Origin of the sequence: Polaromonas sp. (assembly GCF_036676035.1) — a bacterium.
Lineage (GTDB): Bacteria > Pseudomonadota > Gammaproteobacteria > Burkholderiales > Burkholderiaceae_C > Polaromonas.
Genome location: NZ_JAKFDR010000003.1, coordinates 64,108 through 87,396, shown reverse-complemented (window position 1 = coordinate 87,396; position 23,289 = coordinate 64,108). Strand labels below are relative to the sequence as shown.

Here is a 23,289-nt window from a genome sequence, read left to right as displayed (position 1 = left end):
CGCGACGTAGAAACCTGGAGTTAAGCCATGAAAGCAGTCATTGAAATCGCCCCACGCGGCTCGGTGTTCGACGTCGCGCGCAAGCAGCTCAAAGCCGCTCAGGCCAGCCCAAAGTACGGGGCCGATTACCACCTGAGCTTTGAATCAGCTCGCACCTTGTTCTCAGAGCTGACGCCTGCACGTATCGACCTGCTGGAAGCGCTGCGGCAGTGCGGCCCCTGCTCGGTCTATGCCCTGGCCAAAACCGTGGAACGCAATTACTCGAACGTACACACAGACATCGGAAAACTGGAGGAGCATGGGCTGGTCAAGCGCACGCCGGAAGACACGGTGTTTGTGCCTTTTGAATCGGTGGAGATCCACTTGGCTTTGTTCAAGAAGGCAGCGTGAGGGCTTTGGCTCATCAGCGCTTTTGATGGACACAACCGATTGGCAGACACCATGAAGAAAAAACGTGACATTTTTTCGGAACTGACCAAAGGCTTTGGCGCATTGAAATCTCAGCGCGAGAGCAAACTCACTTTGCGCACCTTCAAAGTAGAAAGCAAGCCCCGGCCAACGCTGTCCCGCAAGACGTCGTGAGCCAGGAAAAAGCGCCACGCTTAAGGCAAAACGCGGCAATTGGCTCTAATTGACCAGTGCTTGATGCGGTCGGTATAATTTGGGCTTCGAGAGACAAAAATCGGCTTCATGCCGTGAGGTGATTCGGTTCATCCTATATCTCTCGATCCCTATTCCCCACACCCGCTCGACTCTCCAAGGTCAGCGGGTGTTCTTTATTGAAAACCACGAATTCACCCCTGGCGCGGCCCCGTTTCTTTTGTGGCGGTGCATCCAGATCGATGATCTCCAGCGTCTGCGGCCAGATGTACTCCAGGTAGCGCGTTTCGCCCCGCTCATAAAAGCGCTGCAGCGCCCACAGGTAATAGTCCACCGCCTGCAGGCCGGCATGGTCTTTGGGAAAGCCGCAGACCACCTCTGTCGGCTTTGGCCGCTTGAGTCCCATCGCAGCCTCCAGCGCCAGGTCTTCATGCTCAATCGCCTCCATGAATGCCCTGGTGCGCGGCTTGTGGCCCCGCTGCGCAAACACCACGCGGTGCTCGCCATAACCGTGCAGGCGTGAAAACAGCCGACGCGTCAGCTCGTCATACAGCTCGTGGCCATTGGGGTTGTAGCGGTAGGTCGGGTCGATACGCCGGCGCTGCGTGGCGTAGTCCAGCATCTTGAGCTTGTCGCGCACCACCGCCACAAAGCGCAGCTCGTGCCGAGCCAGCAGCTTGAACACCAGAAATCGGACCTCGGCCGGGTCGTCCTTGGCATGAAAGTTCACCGCCGTCCGCTGCCGCGCCGGGTCCAGCGACGGCACGCCTTTGAAATAGGGGTCTGCCAGCACCTCGGCGCGCAAGCGGCTCAAGTCAGCCGCCAGCGCACCCACATCGCGGCACTCCAGCTTGCCCTCGATGAAGAAACGCGAGCAGCCTTCAGTGGCTACGACCATCTTGCCACCTTTGGCAAACAGTGCGGGGTCGCCTGCCTCGTCCACAAACCAGGTTGTGATGGCATCGGCCTCGTTGGCCACGTAAGGACTGGTTTGGTTCATCGGCATGACCTTTGTTTTGACTTACGGTAACACGCCGCAGAGCCACGTTTTCGCCATTGACGTTTCCATCGGGTTGAGATTTAGGCCAGCGTAGCGGCTGAAACAGGCACGGTCAGTGACAATTACAACGCACGTCCCAACCTCCCCACCCCCTCCTCAATCTTCCCCACATCCGCCGTAGCAAAGCTAAGCCGCAGGGTCGATAGATCAGGATTGCTCGCATAAAACGGCGCCCCAGGCACAAAGGCCACGCCCTTCTCAATCGCGCGCTTGGCCAGTTCGTTGCCGTCTTTCACCTTGCCGCCCGCGCCAGTAAGGCGGGCCCAGACAAACAGGCCGCCCTGCGGCTGCACAAACTCAATCGCATCGCCGAGTTCGCGGCGCAGGGCGTCGCCCATCGCCTTCGCACGCTCGGCGTACACCTTGCGCACATGGGCCAGCGTATCAGGCATGCGGCCAGCCTTGAGGTACTGGGCAGCGGTGGCCTGGGCGAAGGTGCTGGTGTGGGCGTCGCTGAACTGTTTGCACATCGTCGCCTTGGCCAGCAGTTCGGGCGGGGCCACCATCCAGCCCACGCGCAGGCCGGGGCTCAGTATCTTGCTTAAGGACCCGCAGTGCGCCAGCCAGTCGCGGCTGCCGGGCACGTCTTTGCTCAGGGCCAAAATGCTGGGCGGCGGCGCTTCGTTGAAGTACAGGTCGCCGTAGGGGTCGTCTTCCACGATCAGGGTCTGGTACTTCACGGCGAGCTCCAGCACCTTTTTGCGGCGCTCCAGGCTCAGCATGACGCCGCTGGGGTTGCCGAAGGTGGGGATCAGGTAGACGAACTTGGGCTTGTGCTCGGCGATCAGTTTTTCCAGCTCGTCGGTCTTCACGCCGTTGGCGTCTATGGGCGCGGTGATGAGCTCGGCGCCGTAGAGGCGAAAGCACTGGATGGTGGCCAGGAAGGTGGGCGCTTCCACGATCACCTTGTCGCCGGGGCTGATCATGGTTTTGCCCAGCAGGTCCAGCGCCTGCTGGCTGCCGGTGGTGACGATCAAGCCTTCGGGCGTCAGGTCTTTCACGCCCTTGCCGGCCATGAAGGCGGCCAGCTGTTCGCGCAGCGGGTTGTAGCCTTCGGTAGCGCCGTATTGCAGCGCGGCGCCGGGCTCCTCCAGCAGGGCCTTGTTGACGGCTTCTTTCAGGCCCTCCACGTCGAACATGGCACTGTCCGGAAAACCGCCGGCAAAACTGATGATGCCGGGCTTGCCCAGCAGCTTGAACAGCTCGCGGATGGCTGAGGTTTCTACATTGTTGAGGCGGTCGGCAAATTGGAGGGGCATGGCAGGTGTCTCGCTTTCTACCCAGCATTGTCGCTAATCTGTGCGCAGGTTTCCTGCGCCGACCCGATAATCTTTGCCCATGCCCCCAAGCCCGCTTTTACCGACACCTCGCAACACCTACATTGCCCGCATCAACCGCGTGGTGGACTACATCAGCGCGCATCTCGTGGATACGCTGGATTTGGCCACGCTCGCGGACGTGGCGCATTTCTCACCCTGGCACTTTCACCGCGTGTTCCAGGCCCTGACGGATGAGACGCTGGCAGACTGCGTGCGCCGCTTGCGGCTGGAGGCAGCGGCCCAGCGATTGCTGGCAACGCCTGCGCAGCCCGCGCTGCATGTGGCGATGGAGGTGGGCTTTGCCTCGGCCGAGGTGTTCAGCCGGGCCTTTCGCGCGTACTTTGGCGTCACGCCCACGGCCTGGCGGCGCGGCGCCTGGCGCGACTGGACCGCGCACCACCAGCATGAATTGCGCAAGATTCATCAAGCCCAGCGCAAGGCGAATCAAGACGCGACGCACACGCTGTTCAAAGATAAAGCCATCTGGCCCGCCGGGCTGGTAACCCCTGAAAGAACCATCGCCATGCAAGTTGAACTCAAAACCCTGCCCGCCCTGCGCCTGGCCTATATGCGCAACACCGGCCCCTACGGCCCCGGCATCGGGCAGCTGTGGCAGCGTTTTGGCGCCTGGTGCGGACAACACGGGATGATGAACCCGCGCCGCAAGATGTACGGCATCAGCCAGGACAATCCCGAAATCACGCCGGCCGACAAATGCCGCTACGACGCCTGCATCGAAGTGGACGACGCCTTCAAACCGCAAGGCGAAGTGGGTGTGCAAAGTTTTGGCGGCGGGCGCTATGCCTGCGGGCGCTTTACCGGCAAACCAGGCAGCGACGTTCATGATGCGTGGACGTACATGTTTGCGCAGTGGCTGCCGCAAAGCGGCTACCAGGCCGACGACAAGCCCGCACTGGAGCTGTATGAAGAAAACTTTGTGATGGACCCGGACACCGGCGCTTTCAGCTGCCTGCTATGCGTGCCGGTGCGGGCCTTGTAGACCAATCGCGCGGCAGCGGCAGGCGTCTGCAGAATACACTGCAAGGCATGAAATCTGCCGACATTGCCCCGTTTTTTGCCACACTGAAAGCCGCCAACCCGATGCCGGTGACCGAGCTGGAATACACCAGCGTGTTTGAATTGCTGACTGCGGTGCTGCTGAGCGCGCAGGCCACGGACGTGGGCGTGAACAAGGCCACGCGCAAGCTCTTTCCGGTGGCCAATACGCCGCAGGCGATGCTGGACCTGGGGCTGGAAGGTCTGGAGGCTTACATCAAGACCATTGGCCTGTACCGCACCAAAGCCAAAAACCTGCTGGCCACCTGCCAGATACTGGTCGAGCAGCACGGCGGCCAGGTGCCGCGCACGCGCGAGGCGCTGGAGGCCCTGCCCGGCGTGGGCCGCAAAACGGCCAATGTGGTGCTCAACTCAGCGTTTGGCGAGGCCACCATGGCAGTGGACACGCACATCTTTCGCCTGGGCAACCGCACCGGGCTTGCGCCGGGCAAGACGCCGCTGGAGGTGGAGCACAAGCTGCTCAAGCGCATTCCACCCGAATACCTGGTGGATGCGCACCATTGGCTGATCTTGCATGGGCGTTATGTCTGCATCGCGCGCAAGCCGCTGTGCTGGCAGTGCGCGGTGGCGCCTTACTGCGACTACACGCCCAAGACCCCGGCGCCCTGAGCTCCCTGTCACGGCAGGAAAAGCCTGCCTACATGCGGGGAAAAGGAGACATGGATGCCGGATCAAGTCCGGCATGACACCAGCGGTCCGGGATGACAAGACCGGCGGCCCGACGTGACAGAGCTCATTCAAGGCACGGCCAGCGGCAGCAGCTTGCCTTCTGCGGCCGACGGGGCCGGCACACCCAGCAGGCGCGCCAGGGTGGGCGCGATGTCCACCACCTCCACCCGGCTGTCGATGCGGCCCGGCTTCACCCACTTGGGCCCGTACACGAGGATAGGCACGTTGGTGTCGTAGGGGTGTGGTGAACCATGCGTGGTGATGGACGAGCTGGAGCTCATCATCCACAGCGGCTTGAGCACGTACTGCACATCGCCCGACACATTCTTGTGCCAGCTCTTGCGCATCTGCTCGAAAAACGGCTCGCCGGCGCGGCTGCCGGTTTCCAGTTCGCGCCGGGTGTAGGCGGCGGCGATGGCGGGGTCGGCCACCAGCATGGTGCGCGCGAAGTCCGCCACGGTGTCGAAGTTCAGGCCGCGCCGCGCGATGAGCTGACGGTCCAGCACCAGGGCCGAGGCGGAGATGAAGGGGACGAGCTTGTCCACGCCGAAGCTGCGTTCGAGTTGCGCGTTCATGCGGCCCAGGGCCTGAGTGCCCGAGAGGCGCCCCGCCACCTGGCCCTGGACCTGGCTATGTTCGGGCGCGGGCATGAAGCCGTGATCGGCCGTGAGCACGACGAGGTAGTTGTCCTTGCCTACCGCGCTATCCAGGTCGCGGAAGAAGGCCTGGAACAGACGGTCCAGCTGCAGCAGGTGGTCGTGCGAGATGCGCGACTCGGCGCTGTAGGCGTGGTTCACGTAGTCGTGGCCCGACAGGCTGACGGACAAGACGTCGGGCGCGTCATCCTGGCCCAGCTGCTCGCCGGCGATGGCGGCGCGCGCGAAGTCGAGCGACAGCGCATCGCCGAACGGGCTGCGCAGCAGTGCGGTGTAGAAGGCAGGCCCCGGCGCGTCGTCGTCCGCCACGCCCATCATCATCGGCAGCTTGCCGCCGCGCGGGCCGAACCAGGGCTGGCCATCGGGGATGGAGCGTGCATAGGCGGCCTCGGGCAGCAGCGGCTTCCACTCCGTCTTGAAGTAGCGGTCGGCCGGTTTGCGGGCATTGAATGCGTTGACCCAGGCCGGGTGTTCTTTCATGTAGTAGGTGCTGGAAGCGAACTGCCCGCTCGCGCCCATGTACATGTAGGCCGTGCCGCTCTTGCCGGCGGGCAGGATAGCGCCGCGGTCTTTGCCCGAGATGGCTATCACCTTGCTGCGTGCATCGACACGGCGCAGCACGTCGCCCACCGTTTCCGCCTTCAGGTTTCTCGGGCTGGTGCCGTCCAGCGCGTTGGTCTTGTGGCCGATGTAGGTGGCCGAGGTGTCGCCGCTGTTGTAGACCGCGGCCCCGGTGTTCACGTCGCGCCAGTCGTTGCCAATGATGCCGGTGCGGTGCGGGTAGGCACCGGTGAGCATGGTGGCGTGGCCGGCCGCCGTGACGGTGAAGGCGTGGCCGTAATGCGCGTCGGCGAACCAGGCGCCACGGTCCAGGAAGCGCGCCAGCCCATCGGGCGCCAGTTGGTCGCGGTAGCTGGTGATCTGGCGCTGCGGCAGGCCGTCGACCACCAGGAACACGACGAGCTTGGGCTTGGGCGCCGACTCGGGCACGGCGGCACAGGCCGCGAGCACAGTGGCAATCACGAGGACAAGGCAAAGGCGGAGGGTGCGGGCGATTTTCATCTCGCGAGCCTACCGAGTTTCACCGCTTGCGGCAACCGGGTTCACCCCTTGTGTGAGACCTTCACCTTCGGCCTTGGGGGTGGGCGCGCTCCCGCGCCCCGGCCCGGCGGGAACGCTTGCCGCATGCCCCGCTGGCGATGTAGACCGCCCCCATGAGCCGGGTTTGCACATCCAGGCTACCGACCAGCCCTGCCAGCTTGTCCCAAGGCCTGTCCAATCCTTCGAGCGACGTGGTGGAGTGCAGCGCAGCCGGCAGCACAAAGAAGTTGACCGGCCAGGTCCACGGGCCGGCCCATTGCAGGCCTGCCGCAACCACGTGCGCGGCAGGCTTGAGATGCCCGACCACATTGGCGATGGCTTCGGAACTGCGCAGGATGTCATGGGTGAAGTGGAACAGCGCCGCATCGGCCATCACCGGTATCTGGGCCTCCTCGACCGGTGCGCACAACAGGGTCACGTTGCGCCACGCCTGCTGCTCGACCCGCCGCTGCGCCCGCTGCAGCATTTCGGGACTCTGTTCGATGCAGATGATCTGGCCCGTGGGGCCGATGTCCTGCTGCAGCTGGGCAAAGCTCAGGCCCGTGCCGCAACCCACGTCCAGCACCGTGTCGCCGCGCCGCAGCGCGAGCCGCGAGATGGCTTCGCGCCGGATGGGCTCGAACAGGGCCAGCTCAAAGTCGTAGATGCTGGCGCGGGCCCGGTACTGCGCCAGTGCGGCCGCATGGTCGGGTTTTGCACCGGGCCGCATCGCCGCCGGCTCTGTCAGTGGGTGATGACGACGAGCACGCTGCAAGGCGCATGCTCGATCAGGGCGCCCGAGATGGAGCCGCGCCACCAGCGCGCCGCCCAGCTGTCCAGGTGCTTGTGGCCGACCACGATCAGGTCGGCATCGACCCTCTGTGCGTACTTGGTGATTTCATCGACCGATTCGCCCACCAGCATTTCGCCGCTGGCTTTGTGCCCGGACTGATGGAGGCGGCGCAGGCCCTCGTCCAGCACGGCTTGGTACTTTTTCTTCTCGCTTTCTTCGAAGTCCCGGTCATAGAACCCGCCTTCCAGGCCGACGAAGCCCATCGTCAAAGGCATGACGGCAATCAGGAACAGCTCGGATTGGCTCCACTGCGCGAGGTCCTTGCAGTCAAGCAAGGCCTTTTGCCCGGAATCGGAACCGTCGTAAGCCAACAAAATGCGCTTGTACATAAGTCACCTCCTGGCTAGAAAGTCATGCGGTTCGGGCCGCACCTCAAGCATAGCCCTAATGAGGCCCCATGGGAAACCCCGCTTATCGGGCGTCAGGCGTCGACCCTCACCTGGGCTTGGCTGGCGACCTGCGCCCATTTCTTCTGCTCGGCCCGGATGAAAGACGCGAACTTTTCGGTGCTGCCGCCGCCGTCTTCGGCGCCGTACTGGTCCATTTTTTCCTGCACATCGGACATGGCCAGCACCTTGTTGACGTCTTCATTCATGCGCTGCGCCATGGCGGGCGGCATTTTGGCCGGGCCCATCAGGCCGTACCACACCGTGGCTTCAAACCCGGGAAAACCAGACTCGGCCATGGTGGGCACGTTGGGGTGGCCCTTGGCGCGCTTGAGCCGGGTTTGCGCCAGTGCGATGGCCTTGCCGCTCTTGATGTGCGGCGTGGCCGAGGTCATGGTTTCAAAGCAGTAGTTGACCTGGCCACCGATCAAATCGGTCAGGGCCGGGCCGGAACCGCGGTAAGGAATGTGCAACGCAAAAATCTTGGCCTGCAGCTTGAACATCTCCAGCGCGAAGTGCTGCGCCGAGCCGCCGCCTGCCGACGCAAAGCTGATTTGACCCGGTTTGCTTTTACACAACGCCACCACGTCTTTCACGGTCTTGGCCGGCTGATCAGCATTGCAGACCAGGATGTTGGGTGTGACGCCAACCATGCCGATGGGTACGAAATCGCGCTCGGCGTTGTAGCCGAGCTTGATGCCCAGCGCCGGTGCCAGCGCGTGGCTGTTGATGTGGGCCATGAGCAGGGTGTTGCCGTCCCCCGCCTGTTTGGACACATAGTCAGCCGCAATCACGCCTGCGGCGCCACTCTTGTTTTCAATCACGACCGAGGTGTTCCACATCGCCGTCAGCTTTTGCCCGACCACCCGCGCCAGCGCGTCCGTGCCACCGCCGGGCGGGAAGCCCACCACAATACGGACCGGCCCGTTGGGCAGGGTCTGCGCCTTGAGCAAAGGGGCCGCTACCGTTGCCGCCGTGGCTGCCGTGGCGCTGATAAAGGTTCTGCGTTGCATGGTTTGTCTCCTTAAATCTCAGGTCTTTTTTGCTTGTCATCCCGGACCCCGGATCAAGTCCAGGGCAGGCCCGATCCGGGATCCATCGCGGTGCACCAACATGGCTTGCGAGCCCAGCCCGCAATGACGCACGCGTTCCTCAAGCCGCCTTGCGCAGCGGCACCACAGCCGCATGGCTTGAAAAATGGTCCATGGCGGCCTGCACGCCCGAGCCCGCCAGCTTGACGCCGGCGAGCTTGAGGCCCATCTCGCAACCCGACAGGGCGGCCAGCAGCGTCAGGTCGTTGCAGTCGCCCAGGTGGCCGATGCGGAACATGCGGCCCTTGAGCTTGCCCAGACCGGTGCCGAGCGAGCAGTCGAAGCGGTCGTAGATGATCTTGCGCACCGCGTCGGCATCGACGCCCTCGGGCATCATCACGCCGGTCAGCACCGGCGAGTACAGCGCCGGGTCGGCGCACTGGATCTCCAGCCCCCAGGCCCTCACCGCGGCACGCACGCCCTCGCCCCAGCGCTGGTGGCGGGCGAACACCACGTCCAGCCCCTGCCCCAGCAGCATGTCGCAGGCCTCGTTCAGGCCATAGAGCAGATTGGTGTTGGGCGTGTAGGGCCAGTAGCCGGTCTTGTTCATCTCGATGATGTCGTCCCAGGCCCAGAAGGCCTTCGGGCACTGCGCGGTCTTGCTGGCTGCGAGGGCCTTGGGCGACACGGCGTTGAAGCTGATGCCCGGCGGCAGCATCAGGCCCTTTTGCGAACCGCTCACCGTCACGTCCACGCCCCACTCGTCATGCCGGTAGTCGGCCGAGGCCAGGCCGGAGATCGTGTCCACCAGCAACAGGGCCGGATGCCTGGAGGCGTCGATGGCGCGGCGCACGGCGGCGATGTTGCTGGTCACGCCGGTCGAGGTTTCGTTGTGGACCACGCACACGGCCTTGATGCTGTGCTGGGTGTCGGCCCTCAGGCGCTCCTCGATCTGGGGCGCCTGCACGCCATGCCGCCAGCCCGCTGCCGCCGGCAAGTGCTCATCCTTGCCCGGGTAGCCCAGAAACTCGGTCTTGAGCCCGAGCCGCGTGGCCATCTTCTGCCACAGCGAGGCAAAGTGGCCGGTCTCATACATCAGCACATGGTCGCCCGGGCTCAGCACATTGGTCAGCGCGGCTTCCCAGGCGCCGGTGCCCGAAGCCGGGTAAATGACGACGGGGTGTTGGGTCTGGAAGATTTGCTTGATGTCGGCCAGCACCTTGAGCCCCAGGGCGCCGAATTCCGGACCGCGGTGGTCGATGGTGGGCAGGCTCATGGCCCGCAGGATGCGGTCGGGCACGGGCGACGGGCCAGGAATCTGCAAAAAGTGGCGGCCAGTGGGATGAAAGTCAAGCGTCAACATCAATCAGGGTCTCCTTGAACAGGATTCATTTTTTGCATACAAAATTCATTTGTCAAGAAATTAATGAATAAAATTGATTAACAAGTCAGATTTTTTGCATACAATATTTGAATATGAGCGCTGAAATCATTTCCATCCCGCGCGCCGCCCTGCATGAGCAGGTAGCGCACCGCTTGCGCCAGATGCTGGTCGAAAACCGCATCCCACCGGGCGCCAAACTCAACGAACGCGAGCTGAGCGAGGTGCTCAATGTGTCGCGCACGCCGCTGCGCGAGGCCATCAAGATGCTGGCCGCCGAGGGCCTGGTGGAACTGCTGCCCAACCGCGGTGCGATTGCGGTGGAGTTGACCGAGGCCGATGTGCTCAACACCTTTGAAGTGATGGCCGGGCTGGAAGCGCAATCGGGCGAGCTGGCCGCGCAGCGCATCACCGATGCCGAGCTCGCCGAGATCAAGGCCATGCATTACGAGATGCTGGCGGCCTATACGCGGCGCGACCTGCCCGCCTACTATCGGCTCAACGCGTCCATTCACGGCGCCATCAACGCCGCGGCCAAAAACCCGGTACTCACGGCGACCTACAACCAGATCAACGCCCGCTTGCAGGCGCTGCGTTTTCGCTCCAACCAGGACGGAGAAAAATGGAAAGATGCAGTGAAGGAACATGAGCAGATGATTGAAGCGTTGGGCACGCGTAATGCGAGCGCGATGCGGGCCGTGTTGCTGATCCACCTGAACAACAAGCGTGATGTCGTGGTGGAGCAACTCCGCGCGGCCAGGCTGGCGGATAACGCAGCAGCCAAGGCATGAATGCACCCCGGCCTCTGAAAGTGGCGCAAGACACCGCGGCACACGCCTACGAAACCGTGGCGCGCGTCAGCAACGAAGTGGCAGGCCGGCTGGCGGCCAGGCTGGCCAGCGAAACCCGCGGCGAAGTGCTGTTTTCTCCCACCGACCGCGGCCGCTACGCCACCGACGCCTCGATTTACCAGGTGATGCCGGCTGGCGTGTTTGTGCCGCGCAGCGCGCCCGATGTGCGGACCGCGCTCGATATCTGCCGCGACATGGGTGTGCCCATCGTCCCGCGCGGCGGCGGCACCAGCCAGTGCGGCCAGACGGTAGGCGCCGGGCTGGTGATCGACTTTGCCAAACACATTCGCAACATCATCGATATCGATGTTGAAAAGCGCACCGCCGAGGTCGAGCCCGGCATCGTGCTCGACCACCTGAACGCCACTTTGAGAAAACACGGCCTCTGGTACCCGGTGGACGTGTCCACCAGTGCGCAGGCCACCCTGGGCGGCATGGCCGGCAACAACTCCTGCGGCAGCCGCAGCATTGCCTACGGCAACATGGTGCACAACGTGCTGGGCGCGCAGGCCTGGACCTCCGACAGCCAACTGCTGCAGTTGGGCCCCTACGCCGGCAGCAGCGGCAAGGCCCGCGAACTGGGCGACTACGTTCGTACGCTGGCCAAGGAGCTGCAACCGGCGATCAACCGGATGTGGCCCAAGGTCATGCGGCGTGTGGGCGGCTACAACCTGGACATTTTCGACAACCAGAGCGAGCGGCCCTACACCGCCGACGGCTCCGTCAACCTGGCACATCTGCTGATAGGCAGCGAAGGCACACTGGCGTTGACCAAGTCCCTGACCCTGCAACTGAGTGAGCTGCCCAAGGCCAAGGTGCTGGGCGTGGTGAACTTTCCCACCTTTTACCGGGCCATGGATGCGGCGCAGCACATCGTCAAGATCGGCAAAGGCAGCCTTACGGCGGTCGAGCTGGTTGATCGAACGATGATCGACTTGTCGCTGCAGAACCCGGCCTTTGCGACGACCATTCGCAGCGCGCTGATAGGCCGGCCCGAAGCCATTTTGCTGGTCGAGTTCTCGGGCGCCAGCAAGGCCGAGTTGCTGCCCCGGCTCAAGCGCCTGGGCGAGCTGATGGGCGACCTGCTGCTGCCCGACTCTGTGGTCGAAATAACCGAGGACGCCCCGCAGAAAAACCTGTGGGAAGTGCGCAAGGCCGGGCTCAACATCATGATGAGCCTCAAGGGCGACGGCAAGCCGGTGAGTTTTATTGAAGACTGCGCGGTGCCGCTGGAGCACCTGGCCGAGTACACCGACGCACTGACCGAGGTGTTCAAAAAATACGGCAGCAAGGGCACCTGGTACGCACACGCCTCGGTCGGCACGCTGCATGTGCGGCCAATTCTGGACATGCGGCGCGAAGGCGCGCCCAAGATGCGCGCGATTGCCGAGGAAGCGTCCGAACTGGTGCGCAAGTTCAAGGGCGCCTACAGCGGCGAACACGGCGACGGCTTGTGCCGCGGCGAGTGGATCGCATGGCAGTTCGGCCCGCAGATCAACGAGGCCTTCGCGAAAATCAAGCAGGCCATGGACCCGTTGAGTCTGCTGAGTCCCGGCCGCATCATCAACCCGCCCAAGATGGACGACACACGGTTGATGCGTTTTCCGCCTGGCTACAAAGTCATCCCAATCCAGACCGCCCTCGATTGGCGCGCATGGGACGTGCAGAACGATCCGGCCACCGAACAAACCAGCGCACCGGGCACGGGTGGCGATGCCGCCCAGGGCTTTGCCAAAGCCGTGGAAATGTGCAACAACAACGGCCACTGCCGCAAGTTTGACGCCGGCACCATGTGCCCGAGCTACCGCGTGACGCGCGACGAAAAGCATTTGACGCGCGGGCGCGCCAACACCTTGCGCCTGGCGCTCAGTGGCCAGCTGAACCAATCCAATTCGCTCCCTCTCCCCCTGGGAGAAGGTTGGGGTGAGGGCGCGCTGGAAGCCGTGAAAGACGCGCTGGACCTGTGCGTAGGCTGCAAGGGCTGCAAGCGCGACTGCCCTACCGGCGTGGACATGGCCAAGATGAAGGTCGAGTTTTTGCACCACTACAAGGCCAAGCACGGCTACACGCTGAAAGACAGGCTGGTCGCCCACCTGCCCGACTACGCGCCCTGGGCCAGCCGCCTGGCGCCGCTGCTGAATTTGCGCGACAGGATTCCGGGCCTCGCCACCTGGAGCGAGAAGCTGCTGGGCTTGTCGGCCAGGCGCACGCTGCCGCAGTGGAAGACGAAAACCTTTTTCAACTCGGGCCCCAATAACAAGGCGTATGGTGCCACCCGAGAAGAAGTGCTGGCCGCCAGCAAGCCGGTGGTGCTGTTTGTTGACACCTTCAACGGCTATTTCGAGTCAGACAATGCCGTTTCAGCATTAAAAGTGCTTCAAGCCGCCGGATACACGGCGCATGTAGCTACCAAAACAATAGCAGATGGCAAGAGCCTGTGCTGCGGCCGCACCTACCTGGCCAGCGGCATGGTGGATGAAGCCAAGGCCAAGGCGCGTGAACTGGTTGCCGCCCTGCTGCCCTTTGCCGAAAAAGGCATTGCCATCGTCGGGCTGGAGCCGTCTTGCCTGTTGACCCTGCGCGACGAGATGCTGGTCATGGGTCTGGGCGAAGCGGCCCAAACCATCAGCGACCAGTCCTTGCTGCTGGAAGAGTTTCTGGCACGCGAAGCCGTGGCCGGCAAGCTTGATGAACTGAAGGCCAAACTCCAACCGGCGGACAAACCCATCCTGCTGCACGGCCATTGCCACCAGAAGGCCTTTGGCGCCGTCAGTCCCATCATCGACGTGCTCAAACTGATCCCGCGCGCGCAGCCCGAGTTGATTGAATCCAGCTGCTGCGGCATGGCCGGCAGCTTTGGCTACGAAGCCAGCCACTACGAGGTGTCCATGCAAATGGCCGAACTCAGCCTGCTGCCCGCCGTGCGCAAGCAGCCCAACGCCATCGTGGTCGCCGACGGCACCAGTTGCCGCCACCAGATCAAGGACGGCGCGCAGCGCGAGGCGGTTCATGTGGCGGTGCTGCTGGCGCGGCAGCTTCGGGCGCCGTAATCTGCTGCCGACTTGTCATTGCGGGCATGACCCGCAATCCATGGATCCCGGATCGGGCCTGCCCCGGACTTGATCCGAGGTCCGGGATGACAACTCCTCATTGAGGCCAATGAGACCGGCCAAGTCGACTTGGTTGTTTAGCTATCGGCAATATGTAGTTATCGGTAGTTAGCGAGCGGCGGCATAGGGCCCCAACCGGTCTATCGATGCCCTCATGCGGATGGCCGTAACGCAGCGGTAGCGGTCGGTCACTTGGAACTCAGGAGTACCGGGTTTGGGCCATCTGCTGACATTCGCCAATGCAGCTCCATACCGGACATTCAAATCCCCTCGTTCTGCATAGCGATCGCTAGCACCCACGCATGCTTGGATGGCTCTTATGCAGCGACAGCGATCAACAGCTGTTCTCCGCTGAAGAGCAGATGTACGACCAACGCTGACCCTTGGCGCGGTAATGCGCCACCAAAGTCCGCGCTTGTTGTGATTGGTCTGAATTGTTTGGATCATCGGCGTTGCGTGCGAATGATCCGAGTTCTCTCCCTGGCGTAGAACTCCCGAAAGTAGTCGAGCGCATTCGGGCCTGACCGCATCAGCCAACGCACAAACTTCCCTTGGGGGTCGCCAGCCGCGAGCCATTGAACGAAGCTGATATCACCTACGCTCACTTGTTTAATCCATTGGATGGCTTCGCCAGCTTCTGCATCCCAGTGATGCGGGTCAATCGGCAGATTCATAAGGCGCCGGAACTCTTCGTGGCGACCCAATTTCGCACCTTTGTCCACGCGCCGTCGTTCACGTAACCATGACCAGGACAGCAAATCCGCCGCCTGTAGCTGTGTCGCGTCCGCCTTGCCCGCGGGTTCGAAAGTCCCTAGCCGCAGCCATTGCTCTAGTTCTCGATCAGCTTTTGCCTCATTGAATACCTTAAGTGCTTCGTCCCAGCCCTCTGCTCCCGCCTCGTAGATGAAGTTCACCAACCCCTGCTCACGTCCTCGGAGCAATTGCTCGACACCATAGAAGGCTTGATTCGCAAGAAACGCGTACCCGTTCGTCCAAAGGCTGTCTTTGACGATCTCTGTAAGGCTTGCCTTCTCGATCGAGAACGCAAACCCGCATGAGGCGTACCGCCGGATGATGGCAATAGCTTCCTGCCGAGAACTTTCGCGGTCCTCCCATGACAGGTGCTGATAGACGCCCTTACCCTGAGATCCGAACTCTCTCATATGGTGGTAGGTCAAGCCGTACTTCGCCAGCATCTTCCGCCACTCAGAATCGAATTGCTCATCGACCCCGCCCTCGAACACGTAGCCGGCAACGCAAAGGTTCTTCTCGTCGTCGTGCGTGCCACTCTCATCAAAGAACGCCCGAGCAATGGCCATGTGTGTTCCTCCCTTACCTCACTCGCCCGGCACAGTGCTGAAACGCGTGAAAGCATGATCCCAAATCTTGCGATTATGGTCCTGCCGCTCCGTTGGCGTATACAAGCGCGAGCCAGTTCGCAGACAGCGGCATCGAGTGTTCAGACAGCATCGCGAAAGTCAGCTTTCCACTTCGAAATGTTTTGACGCAACGTCTACTTTCTACAACTCCATAGGACCGCTTTGGGTCGATACCTGCCCGCCAAGCCAAAAACCTGAACGACTCCAGTCAGTCTTGACCTGCCCCCTGATGCACACGCTCGGATGACCGGAGTTGGCCGTATAGCCGCCGTTGGCTGAGTATCGATAAGTACATATTTTCGATAGCCATCCGCTTTCGTTCGGAGGTCCGCTTTCGCGGGCCAAGGACTGTTGGATCAACTGCCGCTTCACACTGTCACGCTCTACTTTTAATAGCTATCCGCGCCCATACTCATTGGGCCAGAGCCCGATTTGGCTTATAAATTGAGGCCTGCAGCAGACCTGAAGCACCTCGGATGGCCTGAACCGCCTGCCGCCGGCTGTGCACACAGCTGGCACCGTTATTGCAGCAAAATACCAATCTTGTTTTCTACCCACGAAATGGAGTTCCCCATGGTTAGCCCACAAAGCAGGCGTGTCTTGAGCGCCCTGCGCAACGCCCTCGCCGTCAGCGCACTTCTACTGGCGGGCATGGCGCAGGCCCAGACCGGCCCCATCCGGCTGCTGGTCGGCTTTCCGCCCGGCGGCGGCACCGATGTGATTGCCCGCACGCTGGCCGAGAAACTGAAGGATCAGCTGGGCAGCACCGTGATTGTTGAAAACCGCGCCGGCGCGGGTGGGCAGATTGCCGCGCAGGCCCTCAAGGCGGCGCCGGCAGACGGGACCACCTTTTTCCTCTCGCATGACCACACGGTGTCCATCCTGCCGCTGGTGACAAAAAACCCGGGCTTTGACCCGGCGAAAGATTTTGTCGCGGTGGCCGGCTTTGCGACCTTTGTGAACGCGCTGGCCGTCTCTGGCGGCACGCCGGCCAGGTCCGTGAATGACTATGTGGCCTGGGTACGCGGCCAGGGCGCAGGCAAAGGCACCGTGGGCGTGCCCGCGCCCGCCTCGGTGCCGGAGTTCCTGGTCAAGCTGATCGGCGAGAAGTACAAGCTTGACCTGCAAGCCGCGCCTTACCGCGGCAGCGCGCCCATGATGGCGGACATGCTGGGCAACCAGATTGGCGCAGGTGTCGGCTCGGTTCCCGATTTCATCGAGAACCACAAGGCCGGCAAGATTCGCGTGGTGGCGGTACTCGGTGGTGCGCGGCAGGCGGCGTTGCCCGATGTGCCGACTTTTGCAGAACTGGGACTGGCCGGGTTTGAAGACGTGCCTTATTACGGCGTTTTTGCCCCCAGTGGCACACCCAAGGCTGCCATTGAGCGGTTTTCCGAAGCGGTGGCCAAGGTGATTGCCATGCCGGACGTGCGTGACCGGCTGACGGCCATGGGGCTCACCGTAGGCTACATGCCGCCGCAGCAGCTGGCCAGCCGCGAACACGCCTACGCGCAGACCTGGGCGCGCATCATCAAGGCCAGCGGCTTTCAGGCCCAGTAAGCCGCGCCTGAATGAAAAGACCGCGTGGGTTTTTGAGTTACTCAGCAGTCCGTAACGAAGGCGACGCCACCCATGCTGTCATTCTGAGCAACGCGAAGAATCTTGCCAGCACACCGAGATCCTTCGCGGAGCCTGTCCTGAGCGCGGGCTAAGGGCTCAGGATGACAGCGTATGTCGTACTACTTTCGAACTGCTGAGCAATGGCCGCGCCTCCGCGCTCATCACGCAATGCCCCCTGGGGCCCTCAACTCATGCAATGAGGGATTGCAAAAGGCCCGGCTCAAAGTGCTGCTCGATGTAGTCGGCCAGCCCGTCAAACACCGAATCAAGCGTCGGCACCGTGGCGCCGAAGAGCGCCTGCAGCACAGCCGGGTCTTCAAACATGCCGTGCAGGTACAGGCCCAGCACATTGCCTGCGGCGTTTTGCCAGGCCAGTCCTTCAGCCATCACCGCACGGGCCTTGTCACCCGCTGCGGCCAGCGCCGGGTGCTCTGCCGTCTGGCCATGGTGAATTTCATAGCCCTGCATGGCCACGCCTGACAGTGCGGTCCAAGCCCCGCCCAGCTCGCCAAAGCAGGCTTGCCTGCGCTGCACCGTTTTGTCTTCTTCAAACACGGTGACCACGGGCAACAGGCCCAGCCCCGGCGCATTGCCGTCAATGCCGTGCGGATCAATCAGCGCCTCGCCCAGCATTTGCAGGCCGCCGCAAACACCGAGTACCGCGCCGCCCTGCTCCGCATGGGCAGCAATCGCGCGGTCAAGCCCCTGCGCGCGCAGCCAGGCCAGATCGCCGCTGGTGTGCTTGGAGCCGGGCAGCACAATCCAGTCAGCCCCCGCCAGCTCGCCGGGGCTGCGCACCCACTTCAGGCGCACGCCGGGCACGTTTTTCAACGGCTGGAATTCGTCGAGGTTGCTGATGCGCGGGTAGACCACGACGGCCACGGTAGTGGTGATAGCGCCTGCACCAGTGCTGCGAGCATCGAACACACCATCTTCTTCCGGCAGGCCGTGCTGCCACCACATCGGCAGCGTGGCAACCATTGGAACACCCGTCAGGTCTTGCAGCATCTGCGGGCCGGGCGCCAGCAGGCTGGCGTCGCCGCGGAACTTGTTGAGCACAAAGCCCTTGATCTGCTGCCGCTCGGCAGTATCGAGCATCGCCCAGGTGCCGTAAAGATGCGCAAACGCACCGCCGCGGTCGATGTCGGTGACCAGCAGACAGGCCGCGTTCGCATGCTGCGCCACGCGCATGTTGACGATGTCACCGGCCTTGAGGTTGATCTCGGCCGGTGAGCCCGCACCTTCCATCACCACCACATCGTTCTCGGCCCGCAACTCGTCCAGCGCCCGGGCGATCACGGGCCAGACCGAAGCACTGCGGCCGCGCCAGGCCATGCGCGAGAGCTCGGCGTTGACCTGCCCCATCAGCACCACCTGGCTGTGCGTGTCTTTCTCGGGCTTGAGCAGCAGCGGGTTCATGCGCACCTCGGGCTCGGCACGGGCCGCCAGCGCCTGAAAGTACTGGGCGCTGCCGATCTCGCCGCCTGATGTGGCCCCCACGCTTGTCACTCCGTGTACTACGCTGCCCCCCGAGGGGGCTAATTTTCCTAGGGGCGGCCCGTCGGGAAATTGCCTTCCGGCAACCACCCTGGCGTTATTGCTCATGTTTTGCGCCTTGAACGGCGCCACCTTCAGGCCTTGGCGCGCGTAGTAGCGGCACAGGGCCGTGGTCAGCCAGCTCTTGCCGGCCCCACTGGTGGTGCCCAGCACCATGACGCTTTTTGCGCTCATATCGTTTGTCTGTTCTTTCTGATGATTTGCTGCCACGCATGGTGCAGCGCGTCCTGCGCCTGGGGCGGCTGCACGCTCACGCGCACATGGCCGGGCAAGCCGAAGGACGCCGTATCGCGCAGCTTGATGCCTTGCCGGCGCAGCGCATCCAGGGCATAGTCCAGCACCATGTCGGCCGGCATCTGTGGGCGGGCGCAGAAAAAATTGGCATCACTGGGCAGGCCAAGCCAGCCCATGGCTTCGCACACGGCCATTTGCCGCGCCTTCCAGTCGCGCAAGGTGTGCAGGCTGTCCGCCAGCCAGGCTTGCACGGCAGGAAGCGTCCAGGCCCGCAGCATGGCCACGCCGTGGGCGCCCACGGGCCACGAGGGACACAAACGCTCCAGCCCGGCTACGGCCTCTTGCGCACCCAGCGGTGCAATCGCGTAGGCGGCACGCACACCCGTCAGCCCCAGCGCCTTGTTGGGCGTCCAGAGCTGCCAGATGTTTTGCAGTTGCGCATCAGTCAGCGCCAGCGCGCCATCGAGCCGCAAGGGCTCGTACGCCCGGTCCAGCACGCTCATTGATCCAGCGTCATCGATCAGATCACCCAGCCCGGCATGCGCCGCGCCCAGCGGACTGGAGGGCTCGCAACTCCAGCGCAGTGGTGCTTCGCCGGCCCGGGCAAGCACCGCCAGCCCGTGCGCTTGGGCCGCCTGCGCATAGTCGCCATAGCTGTGCGATGGCAGCCAAACAGAACGCCCGCCCTGCTGCGCCACCAACGCCGTGATGCGAAAAATGAACTCGCTGGCACTGGCAGCCAGCACCACGCGCTGCACGGCCACACCATGAAACGCAGCCAACTGCCCGCGCAGGGCGCTGTAGCTGGCGTCGGGGTATTGCGTGGCGTCGGCCTGCCGCACGGCGGCCACGGCGTCGGGGCACGGCCCGCAGGCGTTGCTGTTGGTTGAAAAGTCGTGCAGCGGCACACCGTGGCGATCCGGGCCGCCATGAATGCGTTGGTTTGCAGCGCCGGACAAGGTCATCGGGCCACCAAAGTTGCTATCAATAAAATAGCTGTAGGCGCAATAACAACAAGGGACAGGACCGATTTTGATGCATACTCCCGGGCTCTCAAGGTGTCCAGCGCCTGCGGCGGCCGGCCTGGGGCGTTGAGCGTGTACACGCCGGGCTTGCGCAGGCTGACACCCAGCGCCAGCGCCATGGTCGCCATGGGCCAGCCGCTGTTGGGGGAAGGTGTTTTTTTAGCTTCGCCCCTCAGGGTTTTAAAAGACAGCCCGCCCGCCGCCAGACTCAACAGCAGGGCTGTCAGCCGCGCCGGCAGCCACGACAGCACATCATCGGCCCGGGCCGCCCACTTGCCGGCCCACTCCCAGTTTTCTCCCTTGTAAACGCCGCGGTAGCCCCACATGGCATCGGCCGTGTTGGCAAAACGGTAGATGGCAGCGCCGGGCAGGCCCAGCAGCACAAACCAGAAGATGGGCGCCACCACGGAGTCATTGAGGTTCTCGGCCAGCGATTCGATCGCGCTCTCGCGCACTTCGCTTTCAGTGAGCAGCGCCGTGTTGCGGCTCACCAGCCATGACAGGCGCTCGCGCCCGGCCTCCAGCGACTGCTGCAACGCCGTTTCAACCGCATCGACTTCGGTGCGCAGCATGCGCCAGGCCAGCATGGGTTTGAGCAGCACGGCCATCAGGGCCGCAGCCATGACCGGGTGCAGGCTGGCAAGCACCTGCTGCTGGGCAAACCAGGCCAGGCCACCGATCAAAGCCGCACCAGCCAGCCACGCCAGAGCCCCCGCGCCGAACGCCAGCGAGGGCCGCAAGCCGGGCAAAAGCTTGCCGCACCACGACAGGTACTTGCCCATGCCCACCACCGGGTGCAGCCGGGAAGGCGGCTCGCCCAACGTGGCATCCATGAGCAGCGCCAGCAGCAAGGCGGCCGCCATGAGCAGCGCACCGTCACTCACGAGCGCAGGCATGCGGTGAGGCCGGCTTGGCCCAGTAGTCCTCGAACACCATGTCGGCCAGCGGCGCACGGTGTGCCCAATGTTCGGCCTGCAGCATGGGCTGGTCGTAAAACGCCTGGACCGGGCCCAGGCACAGCACCGCCACCGGCTTGCTGCCCTCGGGCATCAACAACAGTTGCGCCAGTTGCTGCGGGGAAAAAATCGACACCCAGCCCATGCCCAGGCCCTCGGCCCGCGCGGCCAGCCAGAGGTTCTGAATGGCGCAGGCGGCAGAGGCCAAATCCATTTCAGGCAGAGTGCGGCGGCCAAAGACATGCTGCTCGCGCCCCGGCGGCAGCGCCACCACCAGCACTTCGGCGGCATCGAGCACGCCCTGCACCTTGAGCTTCATGAACTCATCTTCCCGCTCGCCCAGGGCTCGGGCCGTCAACACGCGTTCCTGCTCGATCAGTGTATGCAGTCCCTCACGCAGCGACCGGTTACGAACGCGGATAAAACGCCAGGGCTGCATGAAGCCAACGCTGGGCGCATGATGCGCAGCAGACAGCAGGCGCTGCAGCAAATCGTCGGAAACCACCCCGCCGCTGAAATGGCGCATGTCGCGCCGCTCGTAAATGGCGCGGTACACCGCCTGCTGCTCGGGCAGGCTGAAGGCATGGGGTTCTGCGGGTTGCTCAGACATGGTTTTCGCCCGTCAGTCTTCAATGCCGCGCTGGGCCGGTATGCCGGCGTTGAACGCGTGCTTGATCTTGGTCATCTCGGTCACGGTATCGGCCAGCGCGATGATCTCGGGCGGGCAGCGGCGGCCGGTGATGACCACATGCACCTCCTTCGGACGGCTGCGCAGCGTTTGCAGCACATCATCCAGCGGCATCCAGCCGTAAATCAGCGGATAGGTGATCTCGTCCAGCACCACCATGAAGTACTCCCCGCCCAGGATGGCGGCCTTGGCTTTCTCCCAGCCATCGCGTGCCAACTGCGCGGAATGTTCCAGGTCCTGGCTTTTCCAGCTGAAGCCGTCGCCCAGGCCTTCGATCGGGATGCCCAGTTGCTCGAACATGCGGTGCTCGCCAAAGCGCGCGCTGGGCACTTTCATGAACTGGTAAATCTTGACGGCCTTGCTGCGCCCGTGGGCACGCAAAGCCAGGCCAAACGCGGCGGTGCTTTTGCCTTTGCCGTCGCCGGTGTTGACGATCACAATGCCGCGGCGCTCACCCTCGGGTTTCTCGTAAGGCTTTTCGGAGGGAGGGGTTTCGATCTGCATGGGATTTATTCCGGTGAGGAGGCGGCAACGGGACGGAATTCCGGGCAGAGCCGCACCGTTTCACCAATGATCAGCAAGCCGGGCTGGGGACCATAAGCTGGGGCCTGGGCCACCAGCGCACTCAGTCCGGTGGCGAACACCGTCTGGGAGGCGCGGGTCCCATCGCGCACAATCGCCGCCGGCGTGTCGGGCGGCAGGCCATGCGCAATGAGCTGATGGGCGATCTGCGCCAGCCGCTGCACGCCCATGTAGAACACGCGCGTCTGCCCCGGCCGGGCCAGCGCGGCCCAGTCCAGCGGCGAATTGCCCTCGGCCATGTGGCCGGGAAGAAAAACGCAGCTGTTCGCCAAATCGCGGTGGGTCAGCGGAATGCCCGCGGCCGCCGCGCAACCACCCGCCGCCGTGACCCCCGGCACCACCTCGAAGGCGATGCCGGCGGCCTGCAGGGCCTGCACTTCCTCGCCACCACGGCCGAAGACGTAGGGGTCACCGCCTTTGAGCCGCACCACGCGGCGCCCGGCCCGCGCGTGTTCGACCAGCAAGTCATGAATGCCTTCTTGCGGCACCGCATGGTCGCCCGAGGCCTTGCCGACATAGACCCGCACGGCCGCCCGCGGAATAAGGGCCAGCACTTCAGGTGCGATCAGGCGGTCGTGGACCACCACCTCGGCGCGCTGGATTCGGTCATATGCCCGCAAAGTCAGCAAATCAACCGCTCCGGGGCCAGCCCCAACGATGTAGACCATGCCGGCAGCAGAAGGTGTCGTGGAGTGACTGTCAGACAGCATCATGCCCGCCTGGTCCCTGGTGGAAAACAAGCTCAGCCACCGGTTGGCCGCCGACCAGGTGCTGGTCGATGATGCGGTCCATGTTCTGTGGCGTCACGTTGTAGTACCACACGCCGTCGGGCTGCACGCACATCACCGGCCCGCCCTTGCAGGCGGCAAAACAGCTCACCCGGCTGCGCTTGACGCGCATCTCGCCGTCGTGCAGCCCGGCGGCCTTGAACTTGTCGCCCAGGCTGTCGAACAGTTCCTGCGCCGCACCGTCCTGCGTGCAACGCGGACCGGTACAGACCAGCAGGTGGCGCTTGTAGTCGGCAATCTTGGGCTTTTCAACGGCGATGGTCATGGTATTTAAGAGTGAAGGTCGGCCTACCGTGGCGACCCAGCGAGCATACAGCCCTCGCCTTTCAGCAGCCGGGAAGGATCGGATGTCCACGATCGGATTTTTACAACCCATGGCGCACCGCA

22 protein-coding genes are annotated in these 23,289 nt (G+C 63.4%); 7 read left to right on the top strand and 15 right to left on the bottom strand.

Translation table 11 applies throughout. From position 1 onward, the window contains the following. Nucleotides 1–27 precede the first annotated feature (27 nt). Nucleotides 28–390 carry an HVO_A0114 family putative DNA-binding protein gene (locus V6M61_RS00955; RefSeq protein ID WP_332774675.1) on the top strand — a complete coding sequence of 121 codons (363 nt, stop codon included), beginning with the start codon at nt 28–30 and terminating at the stop codon, nt 388–390. A 51-nt stretch (nt 391–441) separates the two neighbouring features. Next, on the top strand, nt 442–582 hold the full coding sequence (locus V6M61_RS00950; RefSeq protein WP_332774674.1) for a hypothetical protein: 141 nt from the start codon (nt 442–444) through the stop codon (nt 580–582). Between the two features lie 133 nt (nt 583–715). Here V6M61_RS00950 and V6M61_RS00945 read toward each other — a convergent pair whose 3' ends face one another. Both V6M61_RS00945 and V6M61_RS00940 read right to left on the bottom strand, forming a co-directional pair. After that, on the bottom strand, nt 716–1,600 hold the full coding sequence (locus V6M61_RS00945) for a DUF3800 domain-containing protein (protein ID WP_332774673.1): 885 nt from the start codon (nt 1,598–1,600) through the stop codon (nt 716–718). 122 nt (nt 1,601–1,722) lie between these two features. Then, complete coding sequence (locus tag V6M61_RS00940; RefSeq protein ID WP_332774672.1) at nt 1,723–2,919, bottom strand: aminotransferase-like domain-containing protein; 1,197 nt, start codon at nt 2,917–2,919, stop codon at nt 1,723–1,725. A gap of 79 nt (nt 2,920–2,998) precedes the next feature. Between V6M61_RS00940 and V6M61_RS00935 the strand changes: the two genes are divergently transcribed. Beyond that, entirely contained in the window at nt 2,999–3,979 is a 981-nt protein-coding gene (locus V6M61_RS00935; RefSeq protein WP_332774671.1) for an AraC family transcriptional regulator, read from the top strand. A gap of 47 nt (nt 3,980–4,026) precedes the next feature. Beyond that, on the top strand, nt 4,027–4,665 hold the full coding sequence (gene nth / locus V6M61_RS00930) for an endonuclease III (protein WP_332774670.1): 639 nt from the start codon (nt 4,027–4,029) through the stop codon (nt 4,663–4,665). Nucleotides 4,666–4,793: 128 nt separating this feature from the next. Here the strand turns inward: nth and V6M61_RS00925 are convergent, their stop codons facing one another. The 5 genes from V6M61_RS00925 to V6M61_RS00905 form a co-directional block, all read right to left on the bottom strand. Next, nucleotides 4,794–6,404, bottom strand: coding sequence for an alkaline phosphatase family protein (locus tag V6M61_RS00925; RefSeq protein ID WP_332774669.1), 1,611 nt, complete (start codon nt 6,402–6,404; stop codon nt 4,794–4,796). Nucleotides 6,405–6,504: 100 nt separating this feature from the next. Further along, nucleotides 6,505–7,191, bottom strand: a complete 687-nt coding sequence (locus V6M61_RS00920) for a class I SAM-dependent methyltransferase (RefSeq protein ID WP_332774668.1) — start codon at nt 7,189–7,191, stop codon at nt 6,505–6,507. 14 nt (nt 7,192–7,205) lie between these two features. After that, nucleotides 7,206–7,643: a universal stress protein gene (locus V6M61_RS00915; RefSeq protein ID WP_332774667.1), complete on the bottom strand. Its 438-nt coding sequence runs from the start codon at nt 7,641–7,643 to the stop codon at nt 7,206–7,208. Between the two features lie 92 nt (nt 7,644–7,735). Beyond that, a complete protein-coding gene (locus V6M61_RS00910; RefSeq protein WP_332774666.1) occupies nt 7,736–8,713 on the bottom strand; it encodes a Bug family tripartite tricarboxylate transporter substrate binding protein in 978 nt (325 codons plus the stop codon). Between the two features lie 139 nt (nt 8,714–8,852). Further along, nucleotides 8,853–10,094, bottom strand: coding sequence for a pyridoxal-phosphate-dependent aminotransferase family protein (locus tag V6M61_RS00905; RefSeq protein WP_332774665.1), 1,242 nt, complete (start codon nt 10,092–10,094; stop codon nt 8,853–8,855). Between the two features lie 113 nt (nt 10,095–10,207). Here V6M61_RS00905 and V6M61_RS00900 point away from each other — a divergent pair, with 113 nt between their 5' ends. Both V6M61_RS00900 and V6M61_RS00895 read left to right on the top strand, forming a co-directional pair. Continuing rightward, nucleotides 10,208–10,903 carry a GntR family transcriptional regulator gene (locus V6M61_RS00900; RefSeq protein ID WP_332774664.1) on the top strand — a complete coding sequence of 232 codons (696 nt, stop codon included), beginning with the start codon at nt 10,208–10,210 and terminating at the stop codon, nt 10,901–10,903. After that, entirely contained in the window at nt 10,900–14,013 is a 3,114-nt protein-coding gene (locus tag V6M61_RS00895; protein ID WP_332774663.1) for an FAD-binding and (Fe-S)-binding domain-containing protein, read from the top strand. The genes V6M61_RS00900 and V6M61_RS00895 overlap by 4 nt, the downstream gene beginning before the upstream one ends. 503 nt (nt 14,014–14,516) lie before the next feature. Here V6M61_RS00895 and V6M61_RS00890 read toward each other — a convergent pair. Next, nucleotides 14,517–15,392 (bottom strand): DUF3800 domain-containing protein, encoded by an 876-nt coding sequence (locus V6M61_RS00890; RefSeq protein ID WP_332774662.1) that lies wholly within the window; start codon nt 15,390–15,392, stop codon nt 14,517–14,519. Between the two features lie 633 nt (nt 15,393–16,025). On the opposite strand from V6M61_RS00890, the gene V6M61_RS00885 reads away from it, so the two are divergent. Beyond that, nucleotides 16,026–17,012, top strand: a complete 987-nt coding sequence (locus tag V6M61_RS00885) for a Bug family tripartite tricarboxylate transporter substrate binding protein (RefSeq protein ID WP_332774661.1) — start codon at nt 16,026–16,028, stop codon at nt 17,010–17,012. A gap of 249 nt (nt 17,013–17,261) precedes the next feature. Here V6M61_RS00885 and V6M61_RS00880 read toward each other — a convergent pair whose 3' ends face one another. From V6M61_RS00880 to V6M61_RS00850, 7 genes are read right to left on the bottom strand one after another with little or no spacing between them, the layout of a single operon-like run. Then, nucleotides 17,262–18,803 (bottom strand): cobyric acid synthase, encoded by a 1,542-nt coding sequence (locus V6M61_RS00880; RefSeq protein ID WP_332774660.1) that lies wholly within the window; start codon nt 18,801–18,803, stop codon nt 17,262–17,264. Continuing rightward, entirely contained in the window at nt 18,800–19,828 is a 1,029-nt protein-coding gene (locus V6M61_RS00875) for an aminotransferase class I/II-fold pyridoxal phosphate-dependent enzyme (RefSeq protein WP_332774659.1), read from the bottom strand. Before V6M61_RS00875 ends, V6M61_RS00880 begins: the two co-directional genes overlap by 4 nt. After that, nucleotides 19,825–20,784: an adenosylcobinamide-phosphate synthase CbiB gene (gene cbiB / locus V6M61_RS00870; RefSeq protein WP_332774658.1), complete on the bottom strand. Its 960-nt coding sequence runs from the start codon at nt 20,782–20,784 to the stop codon at nt 19,825–19,827. Before cbiB ends, V6M61_RS00875 begins: the two co-directional genes overlap by 4 nt. Then, complete coding sequence (bluB, locus tag V6M61_RS00865; RefSeq protein ID WP_332774657.1) at nt 20,765–21,454, bottom strand: 5,6-dimethylbenzimidazole synthase; 690 nt, start codon at nt 21,452–21,454, stop codon at nt 20,765–20,767. Before bluB ends, cbiB begins: the two co-directional genes overlap by 20 nt. A 12-nt stretch (nt 21,455–21,466) precedes the next feature. Continuing rightward, on the bottom strand, nt 21,467–22,036 hold the full coding sequence (gene cobO, locus V6M61_RS00860; protein ID WP_332774656.1) for a cob(I)yrinic acid a,c-diamide adenosyltransferase: 570 nt from the start codon (nt 22,034–22,036) through the stop codon (nt 21,467–21,469). Between the two features lie 5 nt (nt 22,037–22,041). Further along, nucleotides 22,042–22,827 (bottom strand): uroporphyrinogen-III C-methyltransferase, encoded by a 786-nt coding sequence (cobA, locus tag V6M61_RS00855; protein ID WP_332774655.1) that lies wholly within the window; start codon nt 22,825–22,827, stop codon nt 22,042–22,044. After that, nucleotides 22,814–23,167, bottom strand: coding sequence for a (2Fe-2S) ferredoxin domain-containing protein (locus tag V6M61_RS00850; RefSeq protein WP_332774654.1), 354 nt, complete (start codon nt 23,165–23,167; stop codon nt 22,814–22,816). The genes cobA and V6M61_RS00850 overlap by 14 nt, the downstream gene beginning before the upstream one ends. Between the last annotated feature and the right edge of the window lie 122 nt (nt 23,168–23,289).

What these genes read in the sequence shown, in the direction of transcription:
- V6M61_RS00945 (WP_332774673.1), bottom strand. Translation starts at nt 1,600, where the DNA reads ATGAACCAAACCAGTCCTTACGTGGCCAACGAGGCCGATGCCATCACA.
- V6M61_RS00885 (WP_332774661.1), top strand. Translation starts at nt 16,026, where the DNA reads ATGGTTAGCCCACAAAGCAGGCGTGTCTTGAGCGCCCTGCGCAACGCC.
- V6M61_RS00875 (WP_332774659.1), bottom strand. Translation starts at nt 19,828, where the DNA reads ATGACCTTGTCCGGCGCTGCAAACCAACGCATTCATGGCGGCCCGGAT.
- V6M61_RS00910 (WP_332774666.1), bottom strand. Translation starts at nt 8,713, where the DNA reads ATGCAACGCAGAACCTTTATCAGCGCCACGGCAGCCACGGCGGCAACG.
- V6M61_RS00940 (WP_332774672.1), bottom strand. Translation starts at nt 2,919, where the DNA reads ATGCCCCTCCAATTTGCCGACCGCCTCAACAATGTAGAAACCTCAGCC.
- V6M61_RS00900 (WP_332774664.1), top strand. Translation starts at nt 10,208, where the DNA reads ATGAGCGCTGAAATCATTTCCATCCCGCGCGCCGCCCTGCATGAGCAG.
- V6M61_RS00915 (WP_332774667.1), bottom strand. Translation starts at nt 7,643, where the DNA reads ATGTACAAGCGCATTTTGTTGGCTTACGACGGTTCCGATTCCGGGCAA.
- V6M61_RS00920 (WP_332774668.1), bottom strand. Translation starts at nt 7,191, where the DNA reads ATGCGGCCCGGTGCAAAACCCGACCATGCGGCCGCACTGGCGCAGTAC.
- nth (WP_332774670.1), top strand. Translation starts at nt 4,027, where the DNA reads ATGAAATCTGCCGACATTGCCCCGTTTTTTGCCACACTGAAAGCCGCC.
- V6M61_RS00850 (WP_332774654.1), bottom strand. Translation starts at nt 23,167, where the DNA reads ATGACCATCGCCGTTGAAAAGCCCAAGATTGCCGACTACAAGCGCCAC.
- cobO (WP_332774656.1), bottom strand. Translation starts at nt 22,036, where the DNA reads ATGCAGATCGAAACCCCTCCCTCCGAAAAGCCTTACGAGAAACCCGAG.
- V6M61_RS00890 (WP_332774662.1), bottom strand. Translation starts at nt 15,392, where the DNA reads ATGGCCATTGCTCGGGCGTTCTTTGATGAGAGTGGCACGCACGACGAC.
- V6M61_RS00880 (WP_332774660.1), bottom strand. Translation starts at nt 18,803, where the DNA reads ATGAGCGCAAAAAGCGTCATGGTGCTGGGCACCACCAGTGGGGCCGGC.
- V6M61_RS00905 (WP_332774665.1), bottom strand. Translation starts at nt 10,094, where the DNA reads ATGTTGACGCTTGACTTTCATCCCACTGGCCGCCACTTTTTGCAGATT.
- V6M61_RS00935 (WP_332774671.1), top strand. Translation starts at nt 2,999, where the DNA reads ATGCCCCCAAGCCCGCTTTTACCGACACCTCGCAACACCTACATTGCC.
- V6M61_RS00895 (WP_332774663.1), top strand. Translation starts at nt 10,900, where the DNA reads ATGAATGCACCCCGGCCTCTGAAAGTGGCGCAAGACACCGCGGCACAC.
- cobA (WP_332774655.1), bottom strand. Translation starts at nt 22,827, where the DNA reads ATGATGCTGTCTGACAGTCACTCCACGACACCTTCTGCTGCCGGCATG.
- cbiB (WP_332774658.1), bottom strand. Translation starts at nt 20,784, where the DNA reads ATGCCTGCGCTCGTGAGTGACGGTGCGCTGCTCATGGCGGCCGCCTTG.
- V6M61_RS00950 (WP_332774674.1), top strand. Translation starts at nt 442, where the DNA reads ATGAAGAAAAAACGTGACATTTTTTCGGAACTGACCAAAGGCTTTGGC.
- bluB (WP_332774657.1), bottom strand. Translation starts at nt 21,454, where the DNA reads ATGTCTGAGCAACCCGCAGAACCCCATGCCTTCAGCCTGCCCGAGCAG.
- V6M61_RS00955 (WP_332774675.1), top strand. Translation starts at nt 28, where the DNA reads ATGAAAGCAGTCATTGAAATCGCCCCACGCGGCTCGGTGTTCGACGTC.